This window comes from Acidovorax sacchari, from assembly GCF_042847045.1.
Classification (GTDB): domain Bacteria; phylum Pseudomonadota; class Gammaproteobacteria; order Burkholderiales; family Burkholderiaceae_C; genus Paracidovorax; species Paracidovorax sacchari.
Genome location: NZ_AP035783.1, coordinates 4,152,921 through 4,166,142, shown reverse-complemented (window position 1 = coordinate 4,166,142; position 13,222 = coordinate 4,152,921). Strand labels below are relative to the sequence as shown.

11 protein-coding genes are annotated in these 13,222 nt (G+C 65.0%); 8 read left to right on the top strand and 3 right to left on the bottom strand.

Annotation, left to right across the window (positions count from 1 at the left end; all coding sequences use genetic code 11):
• Positions 1-17: 17 nt before the first annotated feature.
• The 3 genes from ACGHC0_RS18480 to ACGHC0_RS18470 form a co-directional block, all read right to left on the bottom strand.
• Positions 18-419 carry a hypothetical protein gene (locus tag ACGHC0_RS18480; protein ID WP_415266409.1) on the bottom strand — a complete coding sequence of 134 codons (402 nt, stop codon included), beginning with the start codon at positions 417-419 and terminating at the stop codon, positions 18-20.
• Between the two features lie 189 nt (positions 420-608).
• Entirely contained in the window at positions 609-1,298 is a 690-nt protein-coding gene (locus tag ACGHC0_RS18475; RefSeq protein ID WP_368352360.1) for a LuxR C-terminal-related transcriptional regulator, read from the bottom strand.
• Between the two features lie 842 nt (positions 1,299-2,140).
• Complete coding sequence (locus ACGHC0_RS18470; protein WP_368352359.1) at positions 2,141-2,824, bottom strand: S24 family peptidase; 684 nt, start codon at positions 2,822-2,824, stop codon at positions 2,141-2,143.
• A 173-nt stretch (positions 2,825-2,997) separates the two neighbouring features.
• Here ACGHC0_RS18470 and ACGHC0_RS18465 point away from each other — a divergent pair, with 173 nt between their 5' ends.
• From ACGHC0_RS18465 to ACGHC0_RS18430, 8 genes are all read left to right on the top strand, one after another.
• A complete protein-coding gene (locus ACGHC0_RS18465) occupies positions 2,998-3,609 on the top strand; it encodes a hypothetical protein (protein ID WP_368352358.1) in 612 nt (203 codons plus the stop codon).
• 115 nt (positions 3,610-3,724) lie between these two features.
• Positions 3,725-3,967 (top strand): hypothetical protein, encoded by a 243-nt coding sequence (locus tag ACGHC0_RS18460; RefSeq protein ID WP_415266408.1) that lies wholly within the window; start codon positions 3,725-3,727, stop codon positions 3,965-3,967.
• A gap of 149 nt (positions 3,968-4,116) precedes the next feature.
• Positions 4,117-4,764, top strand: a complete 648-nt coding sequence (locus tag ACGHC0_RS18455) for a phage tail protein (RefSeq protein ID WP_368352357.1) — start codon at positions 4,117-4,119, stop codon at positions 4,762-4,764.
• Positions 4,765-4,863: 99 nt separating this feature from the next.
• Positions 4,864-5,244, top strand: coding sequence for a phage tail assembly chaperone (locus ACGHC0_RS18450; RefSeq protein WP_368352356.1), 381 nt, complete (start codon positions 4,864-4,866; stop codon positions 5,242-5,244).
• 17 nt (positions 5,245-5,261) lie between these two features.
• Positions 5,262-5,588 (top strand): DUF1799 domain-containing protein, encoded by a 327-nt coding sequence (locus ACGHC0_RS18445; RefSeq protein ID WP_415266407.1) that lies wholly within the window; start codon positions 5,262-5,264, stop codon positions 5,586-5,588.
• A 129-nt stretch (positions 5,589-5,717) separates the two neighbouring features.
• On the top strand, positions 5,718-10,712 hold the full coding sequence (locus ACGHC0_RS18440; RefSeq protein ID WP_415266406.1) for a phage tail length tape measure family protein: 4,995 nt from the start codon (positions 5,718-5,720) through the stop codon (positions 10,710-10,712).
• Positions 10,709-11,623, top strand: a complete 915-nt coding sequence (locus tag ACGHC0_RS18435) for a carbohydrate-binding protein (protein ID WP_415266405.1) — start codon at positions 10,709-10,711, stop codon at positions 11,621-11,623. Before ACGHC0_RS18440 ends, ACGHC0_RS18435 begins: the two co-directional genes overlap by 4 nt.
• Complete coding sequence (locus ACGHC0_RS18430) at positions 11,620-12,636, top strand: hypothetical protein (RefSeq protein WP_415266404.1); 1,017 nt, start codon at positions 11,620-11,622, stop codon at positions 12,634-12,636. Before ACGHC0_RS18435 ends, ACGHC0_RS18430 begins: the two co-directional genes overlap by 4 nt.
• Positions 12,637-13,222 lie beyond the last annotated feature (586 nt).

The following is a 13,222-nucleotide window of genomic DNA, read 5'->3' as shown; positions in this document are numbered from 1 at the left end:
GCGCCCGGCCCGGATGGCTACTTGCCGTCGCTCCACGTACCTCCCTTGATCACGGCGGTCGAGGTTTCGCAGGCCTGCCGCTTCTGCTGGACCGCGTCGGCCGACAGCCCGTAGTAGTAGGCATCGAGCGGCCGGCCCATCAGTCCCTTGCACGCACCGCTGGCAGGCCGCGGACATTGGCGCATGAGTGTGACCTTGCCCGGTTTGCCGCCCAGCCCGGCCGACGCCTGGGCGACTGCGTCGCAGCTGCTCTTGAGTTGCTCCGCCGAGACGTCGGAGGAGAACTCCATGCAGTCTTTCACCGCCGTCCCGGAACCCGCGACGGAAATGCTTCCCTCGATCACGCAGGCGCGGTTGGCGGACCAGGCCGCAGGGGCGGCGAGCAGGCCGAGGGCAAGCAATGGGGCGGCAATCCTCATGTTTTCTCCAATCCCGGCCGGCCTGGTGCGGACCAGCCATGTGTTTCAGGTCCCGGGTCGATGAGATCCCCGTACACGAACGGGGCGGTTCTGCCAGGGGTACGCGGATTTATACGTGGCCGTTCCTTCGGCCCATTCCCCGCCGTGGCAGGAATTGCGTAACTCCTTGTGTCGGCTGCACCGGGCGGTTCAGGATTCGTCGATCCGGACACCGCGCAGCCTGGAGATCAGTTCCACCCGATTGCTGGCGCCGAGCTTTTGCAGAATGGCCGTGAGGTGCTCCTTGACCGTGTGCTCCGACAGATGCAGCGCATTGGCGATGGGCTTGTTGGGCAGTCCCTCGAGAACCAGCGCGAGGATCTGGCCCTGGCGCGGGGTCAGGCCGAGATCGGCGGGTGAGAGATGGATCTCGCGGGGAGTTGCGGCTCCAATGGCCGTGCTGGAAAGACATGCCGTCGCCCCGGAGTCGAACCAGGGCGAGCCATCGAGCACGGCATTGATGGCGGCGTGGAAGGTCTCGGGCGGTTCCCGCTTGTGGATGAATCCGTGGGCGCCACTGGCCCGGGTCTTGAGCACGATGGCCGGATGGTGGTCCGCGCTCACGACCAACACGCGTGTTCCCGGGGACATCGCGAAAAGATTGTCGATGAAGGACGTGGCAGCACCCTCCGCGAGCCAGAAATCCACCAGGGCCAGAATGGGCGAGCCATGGGAGGCAATGATGCGCAGGGCCTCGGATATTTCGCAGGCATGGCGGCACTCCTCCAACCGGGGGTGGAGGCTCAGGAACTCGGCCATGCCGCGTGCGACGAGCGGGTGGTCATCGACGACAAGCGCGTAATGCGCCAACGGCAGGCGGGAAAAGGCGGACAGGGGCATACGACGTTCTGGCGATAAGGCCGGATCATCAAAAGCAACTCGACCGTAACTTTCGAGGGTAATCCATACACGGGCGCCGGCGGGTTACAAAACCTCTGTCGAGGCGTCCGAGTGAAACGGGCTACGCGGATGCCCTTTCGTGTCCCATCTTCTGGGGCTTCGAGGGCCGATCGGCAAGCGGAGGGGTTGCGCGTTCCGCAAAAACGCATGCGCCGGTTTTCTCGTGGTCCAGCTGCGTATGCGACAATGGCAGGCTGTGGGCCGTTAGCTCAGTTGGTTAGAGCAGAGGACTTGACGGGGAGGTTCCTGTCCCCAGGCAATGGCCTGGGAATGGAGCGGCACCCAATGGGTTGCTCAAGGTAAGTTCACTCTGCCTTGAAGTAGAACTTCTCAAATTCGGTGAACGCTACTGCGCGTCCTGCGCGCTATGCCAACGCCGAGCGAAGCCCTCCGCAGGGAGGGAACGTGTAGAGACTCGACGGGAAGGCCGAAAGGCAAGACAGAGTCCAGGCCACGAACCGGAAACGGGCGGCGAAAGCCGAAGTGGCACGCATAATCCTTTGGTCGCTGGTTCGAGCCCAGCACGGCCTACCACATACACAAAGATGGATGAAGCGCGCGGCACGGCGCGACGACCCACGCGCCGCTGCCCTTCTGGCGAGTGGCTGGCTGGCTGGTTGGTTGCCGGCCGGGTTTCCCTGTGCAGGGCACCGTCATCCCGCCTTCACTTTCCACCGCACCGCGGCCTATTCATTTTGTTTGGAAGATGCGGCGGTACGTGCAAGGTGTTTAAACGATGCCGCTATCCTGCTGGTCGTTAAACGTGGCGAATCGCGGTCCGTTCAGATCTTGCGCCCGTTCCAGATCCATATCACCTTGCCCAGAATCTCCACCGTGTGCTTGCCGTCCAGGACGTCCACCGTCTTCACGGTGGGGTTGTCGCTGCTGATCTCGTAGGCACCGTCCAGTCGCTGGCGCACGCGCTTGATGAAAAGGCGGTTCTGGGCTCCCAGGACATACACGCCGTCCACCTCCACCGTGCGCACGCCCGCATCCACCAGCAGCACGTCACCGTCCAGAAACGTGGGTTCCATGGAGTCCCCATAGGCGTGGATGAAGCGGAGGTTCTCGGGGGTGCTGAGGCCGCGCAGCGTCCTGCCGATCCATGTGGGGGAAAGCGTGAGACGGCCCACCATCACGTCCTCGTGCGCCATTTCGCTGCCGGCGCCCATGGATGCTGCATTCGCCAGCTGCGGCACGGTCACGCTGCCCGGCGTGGACACGGCGGCAGGCTGGGTCGGCTTGCGGTGCGCCGGCGTGGCCTGCCTGTCGCCGGTCAGCAGCCAAGCGGCGGAGCAGCCGATGAGTTCTTCCGCCTTCAGGGCGCCGGCCTTGGAAATACCCCGCATCTCCCAGTTCTTGATGTTCTGCGGGGACTCTCCCAGCAGGCGTGCCACGGCGGACTGGCCGGTGACGTCCTTGAGCTCGGAGGCGGCCTGGTAGAGGCGTAGGGCGCTTTCATGCATGGAGCCATTGTCCATCGTTTAAACAAAATGTTGTTAAACAAAAGGTTTGACATTTGTTTAAACATGGTGTTTAATTGAGACATGGATCGAGACACCGGGCCGAGGCCCTTCACCGACGCATCTCCGATGCTTTCGCTCCGCCCGGCGCCACCCTCTACCCTTCAAGGAAGACCATGTACCGCAACGATTCCCGCACCGTCCAGGAAGCCTACAGCACTGCCGGCAACTCCTCCAATCTCCGTCTTTGCGTGCGCGAGGGCGCTTCCCGATCGGATGCGGACCTCCTGGTGGCTGCCGGCTGGAGCCGCTCCCGCGTCGGGGGCGCACTGCTGCGGCTGCATTCGGAGTACGACGGGGTCGATCATTCGCGCATGCCGCGGGCCGACATGGTTCATTCGTCTCCGAAGGAGCGGCCGCAAGACGCGGATCAATGCCTCGCACTCCGGCATGCCCAGGTGTTCGCCCGGCTGAAGACGCTGCCGCAGGTGCGTGAGCAACTGGCCGCGCAGGCGACCCGCTGGCGCATCGATGCGCCGCATTCCGTGGCCGCCGCAGTGCTGTACTGGTGGTTGCAGCCGACGTGCTCGGCATGCGAAGGCCGCAAGTTCGAGTCCATGCCGGGTACGGCACGGCTCTCATCCAGGGCATGCAAGGCGTGCGCCGGCACGGGCCTGTCTCGCGTGCCGCATGGTGAGGCAGGTCGCCGCATGGCCAACTTCATCGATGACTGCGTGCACCGGGCACGCCAATCCATCGGAAACCGCTTGCATTCCATCAGGAGCTGAATTAGAATTGCACCAGTCGATTGCAGAGGATGCTTATCCTCTCGCCCGACGCCTCTTCGTCGAATGCCCGCAGCAACTTCAGGCCCCTGGCCTGGGTGGTTCTCGGTAGATCCTGATGAAGACGCATGTCCATTTTTTCGAAGCCCGCAGTGTTCGCCCTGCGGGCTTTTTCGTCAGCTATACAAAAGCCCGCGCAGCGCTTGCTGTCGCGGGCTTTTTTGCACCGGGAGTTCCGCTGCAGGAAACGGGATGCGCCCGCTGCAACCGCAAGCTGGGCGTGCTCACGCGTCCGAGCATCCAGGTGTCTGCGTTGCGGCACTCCATCACGTACGACTTGCCAGCCCCGGCCCTGGCGTAGGCATCCCGTGCATTTCCCGGGCGGCCGTGGAGCCTGTCAGGTTTCTCCCGTCGCGCCATCCATCCACTTTCCGGCCTCACGGCCATCTTCGCCCGACAGGGCATCCACCCAGCCCGCGCAAGCGGGCTTTTTTCATTGAAAGGCCCAACATGGCTGTCTCCCTTCCCGACGGTGCAACCGTCGCCATCGCAACCGGCTACGGCACCGCCAAGGCCATCACCGCCATCTCCAACGCAGCGCCCGGCGTGGCCACCAGCACGGCCCACGGCCTGGCCAACGGTGCGTTCTTCGAGCTGAAGTCCGGCTGGCAGAAGATCAGCGAGCGGATCTTCAAAGCGGCCAGCGTCGCTGCGAATTCGCTGGAGATCGCCGGCTCCGACACGGCCGACGTGAACCGCTTCCCGGCGGGCTCGTCCGCCGGTTCGCTGCGCGAGATCCTGGCCTGGACGCAGATCCCGCAGATCCTGGAGTTCACCACCAACGGCGGTGACCAGCAGTTCGCGAACTTCTCGTTCCTCGAGGAGGACTACGAGCGCCAGCTGCCCACGGTCACCGGCGCGCAGTCCATCCAGATCGGCATCGGCGACGACCCCACGCTGCCTGGCTACCAGGCGCTCAAGGCCGCGGGCGAGTCGCGCGCGATCCGCGCGGTCAAGGTCGCGCTGCCCAACGGCTCGGTGATCCTCTACAACGGCTACGTGTCGTTCAACGAGACCCCCACCCTGACCAAGGGCCAGGTGATGCAGGTGCGCGCCACCATCTCCCTGCAGGGCCGCCCGGTTCGCTACACGGCCTGATCCAGGGCCGGTGCCCCCAAGGCCCTGCGGGGCCTTTTTCATGCCCCGCCGAACGTATGCGGCGAGGGCCTTTTTCCCTTCTCGTGAAAGCACAACATCATGGCAAAAATCGTCCTGGGCAAGCGTCCCGAATCGTTCAAGCGCAAGGTTTCCTTCCCGATGCTCGATGGCAGCACGGGAGTGATCCACTGCGAGTTCTTCTACCGCACGAAATCCGAATTCGGCCAACTCGTCGATGAGATCGCGGAGGCCGCGGCCATGCCCGTATCCGGCAGCCCCGGCACGATCAGCGACATCCTCGGCAACGCCGTGCGCAAGAACGGCGACTACCTCCTGAAGATCGTCAAGGACTGGGACCTGGAAGGCGTGGAGGTGAACGCGGAAAACGCCACGCGGCTCGCCGACGAAATTCCCGGTGGTGCCACGGCGATCTTCGACGCCTATCGCGAAGGCTGCGTCGAGGGCAAGCTGGGAAACTGACCCGCATCGCGCGCGCCATGTACGAGCCCCAGGCCAGCGACGCCGAACTGGCCGCGTGGGGGCTGGAGCGCAGCGATTACGACGAGACGGCTACCGAAGTGTGGCCGGAGAACTGGCCCGTCTATGTGCTGTGGTCGCGCATCTGCAACCAGTGGCGCGTGGGCATGGCCGGCGCCGTCGCGCTGGATTACGGCGTGCTGTTCCATGAGCTGGACCGCGCCGGCCTGGATCCCGACACATACGACGAGCGCTTCCGCGACATCCAGGTGATCGAGTCCGAGGCGCTCACGGTCTTCGCCGAGAGGGCTGAGAGGGAGCGGGCGCGCATTGGCGGTGCGGCATGAATTGCCGCGCCCGCCTGCGCGGCTTTCCTCCGCCACCCGGTACCGCACGGGCCCGCCCTCTGGCGGGCTTTCATTTTCCTGGCCGCCCGGCTGCATGCCGCGCGGCCTTTTTCACATGGGCAGATAGCTATGTCCGACAACACGGTGCAGGGCACACTTCAACAGGATGCTGCGCAGGCGCTGCAGGCCCTGGCCAGCATGGAGGCTGGGGTCCGCGGGATGATCGAGCGCCTGCTTCAATCGGAGCAGGCACTGCGTGGCGGCGGCGCGGCGATGGAGACCTATGGGTCATCGGTGGCGCAGGCCTCGGCGGCCATGCAGGTCCTGCCGGTGCAACTGGCAGCCATTGCCGCCGGCCTGATGGCGGGGCAGGAGCCGATCGCGCTGCTGTCGGAGCAGGCCGTGAAACTGACGGAGGCCTTTGGCGGCATCGCTCCGGCAATGGCGGCCGTAGGGGAAGCCATCGCGACGATGGTGAATCCCTTCACGGCAGCCGCCGCCACGGCAGCCGTGCTGACGGTGGCCTACCAGAAAGGCAAGCAGGAAGCGGATGCCTATGCGCGCGCGATCGCCTTGTCGGGCAATGCCGCTGGCCTGACGGTTTCGCAAATGCAGGATGCCGCCGGCGCCGTCTCGCAGACCGTGGGCACCCAGCATGAGGCCGCGCGGGTGATCGCGCTGCTTGGCGAGTCGGGGCAGGTGGCGGCGGGGGACCTGCAGCGCTTCACCGAAACAGCGCTGCGCATGGAGCGCGACGTCGGCGTGGCGGTGGCGGATACCGTGAAGGCCTATGTCGAACTGGGCGAAAAGCCGGTGGAGGCTTCGCGCAGGCTCAATGAGCGCCACAACTACCTCACTGCCGCGGTGTACGACCAGATCAAGGCATTGCAGGAGCAGGGCCGTGCGTCCGAGGCGGCCGCCCTGGCGCAAGGCGCATACGAGCGGGCCATGGCAGGTGTGGCCGGCACGATGCAAGAGCGCCTGGGCTACCTGGAGCGCGCATGGCGCGGCCTTGGTTCCACCGCCAAGGGTGTCTGGGACCAGATATTGGGTATCGGCCGGCCCGCTTCGATTTCCGAGCAGATCGCCGGGGTGCAGGCGCAGATCGAGCAACTGCAGCAGCGTAACCAGTCCATCGGCATCAAGGATGGCAAGGCGACCAGGGACTTGCAGGACAAGCTGGCTTTCCTTCAGGAGCAGCAACGCATGGAAAGGCGTGCTGCCGAGTCGCGGGCGGACATCGCCAGGGCAGAGAGAGAGGCGGTCGAGGCCAGCGACCGAGCCAGCGAGGAAAAGAAGCGCAAGGCGTCCTCTTCCCCGCAAGGGCCATCGCCGGTGGCCGTGGCCAGGACGGAGCGCGGCTGCTGCGCCGGCAAAACGGCCGACAACTCCGCGGGCGCAGGCCGGAACATGGCTGCCGGAAGCAATCCGGCAGGCCCCGGACTCACCGTGAGCGCAGACACCGCTGGCGGCAGTGCCGCCAAAGAGCGCAACGAGGAACTCGAGAAGGCCCGCCGCGCCTATGCCGCGCTCATCGACGAGGCAGGCAGAACCGCCAAGGCCATCGAGCAGCAGGCATCCGAGCTGGAGGCATCCAATGCGCTGTGGGGGAAGGGAAAGGTCGAGATCGAGGAATACCGGCTTTCGCTCATCAAGGCAAAGATCACGGAACTGGAGTCTGGTAGCGACTCCAGCTATGACCCCGCCTACGTGGAAAAGCTGCGCGAGCAGGCCGCAGCCCAGGAGCGGAAGATCAACCAGACCCGCATCGCCGAGCACAACGTGCTCCAGAAGCAGGCCGACGACATGCTCCGTTCGGCCGAAGCCAGCGTCGCTGCAGCCGAGCAGGAAGCCGGCCTGGCGTCGTTGACGGCAGTCGAGCGGGCCAAGATCGTCGCGCAGCGCCAGATCGAGGCGAAGTACGCGGAGAAACTGGCGGAGGTTGACCGAAGCAAGGATCCGGATAAAGCGAAGGTGCGCGAAACCCTGGAAGAGGCCAGGCGCAAGGAAACCGAGGCGGCCGTGGCCAAGGTCGTGCGCGATGATTGGGCGAAGACGGCGGACCAGATCCAGCAGTCGCTCACCGATGCCCTGTTCAAGGGGTTCGAGAGTGGTAAGGATTTCGGCCGGCACCTGAGGGATGCGTTGAAGAACATGTTCGACACATTGGTGTTGAGGCCTGTGATCAGCGCGATCGTGGCGCCGGTCTCAGGCATGCTATCGAGCGTCACCAACGGACTGTTTGGTAGCGGAAACGGTACGGCAGGTGTTGCCGGTGCAGGAAGCGTGGTTGAGGCGGGCATGGGCCTTTACAACCTCGTGAGCGGGGGGCTCAACGTTGCCAGCAGCACGGGCGGCAAGATCGTCACGTCGGACCTTCTGAGCCGGTATGGCAGCGAGGCCGTACAGGAAATGTTCGGCCAGTTCGGTGCGGGCATGATGAATACCTCCTCATGGGGCGGATTCATGGGTGCCTTCGAGGCGGGCGGGGCCCAGCTTGCTGGTGCGATTGCAGGATCCGTCATCAACGGCTTTTCTGGCTATGGCATCAGCCGCCTCATATCGGGCGGCTACCAGGTCAACAAGTACGTGGACATGATCGGAGGCATCGCTTCGATGATTCCGGGGATAGGTCCGATCGCTGGCGTGATCAGCGGAGCCGTCAACCGGCTGTTCGGGCGCAAGCTCAAGGACCAGGGCATCGAAGGCGAATTCGGCGGAGAGGCGGGGTTCACGGGGCGTACCTACCAGTTCTACAAGGGAGGCTATTTCCGCTCCAACAAGACCAAGTACGGCACCCTGGACGAGGATCTGCGCAAAGGCTTGGCCGACCAGTTCGATGCGATGCGCTTGAGCACCGCAGCCATGGCCAATGTGCTGGGCCTGGGGACCACGGCCATCGATCAATTCACAGCGTCCATCAAGGTCAGTTTCAACGGACTGAGCGCTGACGAGATCCAGAAGAAGTTGAAGGAGGAGTTCGATAAGGTCGCGGAGTCACTGGCCTCCACTACTTTGGGTACGACGGAATACACACGGGCGGGAGAGACGGCCGTAGGGGCACTGACGCGCCTGTCGGGCAGTCTGGTGGCTGTGAATGGTGTCTTTGAAAGCCTGGGCACGACTTTGTATGCGTCCAGCCTTGCCGGTGCCGACATGGCCAGCAAGCTCATTGATCTTTTCGGTGGCTCCAGCGGATTCAGCACAGCGACAAGCTCGTACTTCCAGAAGTTCTACAGCCCGGAGGAGCAGAGAAACGCGTCGAGGAAGCAGCTGGAAAAGCAACTTGAGACCCTGAAGCTGAAACTGCCAGATGTCGATGCTTCGGATGCCCGCAGGCAGTACCGTGCTCTGGTGGATGCGCAGGACCTTACGACCGACTCCGGCCGCAAGGCTTACGCGATGCTGGTGCAACTCGCTGGCGCGTTTGATGCCGTCGCAGTCTCTGCCGAGGAAGTCCAGCGAAAGACCGACACGCGCCGTGATCTGGAGCAGCGTCTGTTGGCAGCCCAGGGCGATGAGCGGGGCGTGCTGGACATGCGACGGAAGCAGGAGTACGACGCGCTCTACAAGCTGGACCCCGAGTTGGCCAAGCTGGTCACGCGCATCTACGAACTGGAAGACGCGGCCACCGCGGCGGCGGCCGCAGCAGCCATCGCGGACAAGCGGTTCGATCTCGAACAGCGGCTCCTGTCCGCACAGGGGCGAGACCGGGAGGCGCTGGACATGCGCCGCAAGCAAGAGTACGACGCGCTGTGGAAACTCAACCCGGAGTTGGCCAGGATGGCCGAGCATATCTGGGAACTGGAGGATGCGGCCGAAGCCGTCAACCGCGCGCAGCAGAACCGCGAGGACGCCTACGGTCGCCTGCAAAGCGCCGCCACGCTGGAAAGCGAACGCCTCAATGCGCAACTGGAGTCCATCGACGCCCAGCGCAAGGCCATCGACACGCAGCGCGAACTGGCGCAGGAGTCGCTGTCGCTCGTCACAGGCGTGTTCGAGCTCGTGCGCAGCAATGCTCGCGAGTTGTATGGGCAGGTGGGCACGACCGCCACCATGCAGGCGGCGCGTGGATGGGCTTTCGTGGAGCAGTCGCTGGCGACGGCACGCTCCACGGGTTATCTGCCCGAACAGGCATTGCTGCAGGAGGCCATCGGCGCGGCGCGCAGCGGCCTGGAGCCGGGTAATTACGCCACGCAGTTCGAGCTGGACCGTGACCGTCTGGGCCTGGCCGGCACGCTGTCGCAACTGGAGGCCATCAGCGGAGGGCAGAAGAGCGTTGCCGAGCAGCAGCTTGCGGCGCTGAAGGGGCAGTCAGAAGCCCTCGATGCGCAGACCGATGCGGTCAACCGGCAGCTCAAGGCCCAGCAGGAAATGCTGGACTATTGGCGCCGGCAGATCGACATCGCGAACGGCACCTTCGATGCGACGTTGAGCGTTGCCGCAGCGATCGACAAGTTGCGCTCCGTGCTGGGCAAGGGCGGTGGCGAAGGCGCCTCTGCACCGCCTCCCGGTTCGGGCTCGGGCAGCGGTGGCGCCGTGTGGGGTGGCACCAGTGGCGGCAACGCTGATGGCAGCGGAGCGGCAGCTGAGCAGGCCAGGTACCGGCGCCTCCTATACCTGGGTACGGCAGGCGTCGGATACGAACCGGTCATCGATCAGGCCCTGATCGCGCGGCTCGACAAGCTGTCCCCGCTGTACCACTCGTTCGACGGAACGGGCGACCTGATCGGACTGCTCAAGGCGATCAAGGGAGCAGGTGGAACGCTGGACGACCTCTCGATCCTGAGCGGCTACTGGGTGTCGGACTGGGTGAAGGCAGCCGCCTCGGTAGGTTTTCCGGCCTTCGACCAGGGGACGAACTACGTCCCGCACGACACCCCGGCCATCGTGCACAAGGGCGAGCGGATCATCCCGGCCGCCGACAACCGGGCGCTGATGGCCTCCATCGATCGCAGCGGGCAGAGCGGTGCATCCGCGCTGCTCGCCGAAGTGCAGGCCCTGCGCGAGGACAGCCGCCAGCAAGCGGGAGAAACGGCGCGCCTCAACGCCCGCGTGGCGAAGGTGCTGGAGCGGTGGGACGGCGACGGCATGCCGCAGCAAAGACAGGAGGAAATCGCATGAGCAAGCAGACATTGACGGTGGTGCGGCCTTTGTTGGTCACGCCGGCCATGCTCGTGGGCAGCAACGTGCCGGAGTCCGACCATCCCCCATGGTCGGCGGGCACGACCTATGCCAAGGGCGTGCGCGCCATCCAGGCATCGACGCACAGGGTGTACCAGAGCACGCAGGACGGCAACGTGGGCAAGGACCCTGCGACGGATCCGTCCGGCGCCTGGGTGGAAGTGGGAGCGACGAACCGCTGGAAGGCCTTCGACCGGTCGGTGAGTTCGCAGACCGCGCAGGCCTCCAGCATCCAGTACCGGCTGCGGCCCGGGCAGGCCGTCACGTCGATGGCGGCCCTGCACATCACGGGAGCGATCCGCATGCGCGTGCGCATGGTCGATCCGGTCTACGGCACGGTGTACGACCGTACCGAAGACCTGTCGTGGGTACCGGCCGCGCCGGACTGGTGGGAGTGGTATTTCGGCGAACACCGGGCTCCCAGCCAGTCGGTGCGGATGGACCTGCCGAGCTTTCCCGGCGCGGACGTGCTGATCGATCTCGATGGCACGGCCGCCCTGGCCGTGGGCGTGCTGCTGCTGGGCCAGGTGCGGACTTTCGCCCTGGGCGTGAAGGCTGGTGCGCGCGTCGGCATCCAGGACTACAGCCGCAAGGAAAGAACAGATTTCGGGGACGTGGTGGTGGTGGAGAGGGCCTTCGCCCGGCGCGCCAGCTTCTCGCTGCTGCTCGATGCCGCGGAGGTGGACGCCTTCAACGACTTCCTGGCGGAAGTGCGCGCCACCCCCTGCCTCTGGATCGGCTCTTCCCGATACGAATCGACCACGGTGTACGGCTTCTACAAGAGCTTCGACATCGTGATTTCCTACTACGACTACTCGGACTCCGAACTGGAGCTGGAAGGACTCACATGACCGACATCGTTTCCCCGCCCATCATCACTGCCATGCCCCTGGCGCCGCAGCCAACGGACACGCCCTCGGATTTCAAGGCGAAGGCATTCGCGAGCGTGGCTGCGCAGGCCGCGTTCGTGCCCCAGGCCAATGCCCTGGGTGCCAACATGTTCCAGAACGCCACGGCCGTGGTCGAAAGCGCGGCGGCGGCGGCAGATTCCGCCGCCACGGCGGTGGCCCAGGCCGGCAGTGCCGCCACCGCGCGGGCCGCGGCCGAGGCGGCCCGCGATACCGCGACCATCCAGGCTGGCAACGCCGCCGCCGCGCGGCAGGCCGCCGAGGAGGCTCGAGGTGTGGCTACGGGTGCAGCCCAGGCTGCAGCCCGGGACGCCGCAGCCGTGGCGCAGGGTCTCGGCTCCATCTCGGGAGGGCCCGTGGCCAGCATCAACGGTTTGAAGGGCGTGGTCACGATTCCCATTCCTGCAGTCGCCGATCTGGGCAACGCGGATCTTTCGTCTGCGGTGAATGCGGGCTTCTACCGCTTTGGATCGCCAGCGGCCGGCGTGCCTTTGGGAGTTTCCAACGGCCAACTGCTGGTGCTTCGCGGTCCTGAAGGCACCACAACGCTGGCGCAACTGGCCATCGGTTCCAACGGGCTCGTCCATGCACGCGGGGTGGCCGGCCTGCCGGGCAATCCCTCGACATCGCCATGGCGCCGCGTGGCCATGCTCAACGAGCCGTCGCAGCTCACCGATGGCGTCATGGACCTTTCGAAGGGCATGCGATTCCACCTGGGCATCAATGGCTCGACGGTCGCCCTGTCGTTCATCAACGTGCCGGCGGACAGCGCTTCGGTGCTCCTGGAGATCAGCTTCATGACGGGAGGTGGCTTCACCCTGCCTGCAGGCTCCGTCTGGGCCAACGGCACGATACCCACCATCGTCACGGGCAAGCGCCATCTGCTTTATTTCGAGAAGTGCTTCGTCGGCAATGCGGGCTGGTACGTTTCGGCACTCACCGGATTCGCAACATGATGCGGGCCCAGATGTTTTCAGGCGCATTGCCGATGGCAGTGCCCGGTGAGGTGGTCTTCCAGAGCGCGGGAGCGTCCAATTCGCAGACCGTCTTCAACTGGGTGGTTCCGGCCGGCGTTTATGAAGTGTGCCTACTCGGGGTCTCCAGCCATAGAGCCTATGCCACCCGGATTTCCCGGGGAAATACCGACCTGCTCAACACTACGTGGGTATCCGGTACGAATAACACGTATGGCGGAGATGGCGGTGACGCCACCAACGGAGATACCGTCTACAACGCCGGCGGGGGGGCTGGCGGCTATGCCGGCTCGGGAGGGCGAGGAGCTTATGCCATCGGCGATGGCTATGGCGGCTACTACATGCGAGCTGGGACTGCCGGGCAAGGCGGAGGAGGAGGCGGCGGCGGTGGCTCAATCGCGAGCAGTCTCGGCAAGGGTGGTCCCGTTGGAATCTATGGGATGGGAGCCGACGGAGCAGCGGGATCCATTTACAAAAGCTCCGACCAGGGTAGAGCAGGAAGTGACGGCGGATCGACGCGTGCGGGCGCCGGCACGTTGCATGCAGAGGACAGCGCGGCTGGTTCTAC

Excerpts from the sequence above, each read along its gene's own strand:
- ACGHC0_RS18480 (WP_415266409.1), bottom strand. The coding sequence starts at position 419 with ATGAGGATTGCCGCCCCATTGCTTGCCCTCGGCCTGCTCGCCGCCCCT.
- ACGHC0_RS18475 (WP_368352360.1), bottom strand. The coding sequence starts at position 1,298 with ATGCCCCTGTCCGCCTTTTCCCGCCTGCCGTTGGCGCATTACGCGCTT.
- ACGHC0_RS18470 (WP_368352359.1), bottom strand. The coding sequence starts at position 2,824 with ATGCATGAAAGCGCCCTACGCCTCTACCAGGCCGCCTCCGAGCTCAAG.
- ACGHC0_RS18465 (WP_368352358.1), top strand. The coding sequence starts at position 2,998 with ATGTACCGCAACGATTCCCGCACCGTCCAGGAAGCCTACAGCACTGCC.
- ACGHC0_RS18460 (WP_415266408.1), top strand. The coding sequence starts at position 3,725 with ATGAAGACGCATGTCCATTTTTTCGAAGCCCGCAGTGTTCGCCCTGCG.
- ACGHC0_RS18455 (WP_368352357.1), top strand. The coding sequence starts at position 4,117 with ATGGCTGTCTCCCTTCCCGACGGTGCAACCGTCGCCATCGCAACCGGC.
- ACGHC0_RS18450 (WP_368352356.1), top strand. The coding sequence starts at position 4,864 with ATGGCAAAAATCGTCCTGGGCAAGCGTCCCGAATCGTTCAAGCGCAAG.
- ACGHC0_RS18445 (WP_415266407.1), top strand. The coding sequence starts at position 5,262 with ATGTACGAGCCCCAGGCCAGCGACGCCGAACTGGCCGCGTGGGGGCTG.
- ACGHC0_RS18440 (WP_415266406.1), top strand. The coding sequence starts at position 5,718 with ATGTCCGACAACACGGTGCAGGGCACACTTCAACAGGATGCTGCGCAG.
- ACGHC0_RS18435 (WP_415266405.1), top strand. The coding sequence starts at position 10,709 with ATGAGCAAGCAGACATTGACGGTGGTGCGGCCTTTGTTGGTCACGCCG.
- ACGHC0_RS18430 (WP_415266404.1), top strand. The coding sequence starts at position 11,620 with ATGACCGACATCGTTTCCCCGCCCATCATCACTGCCATGCCCCTGGCG.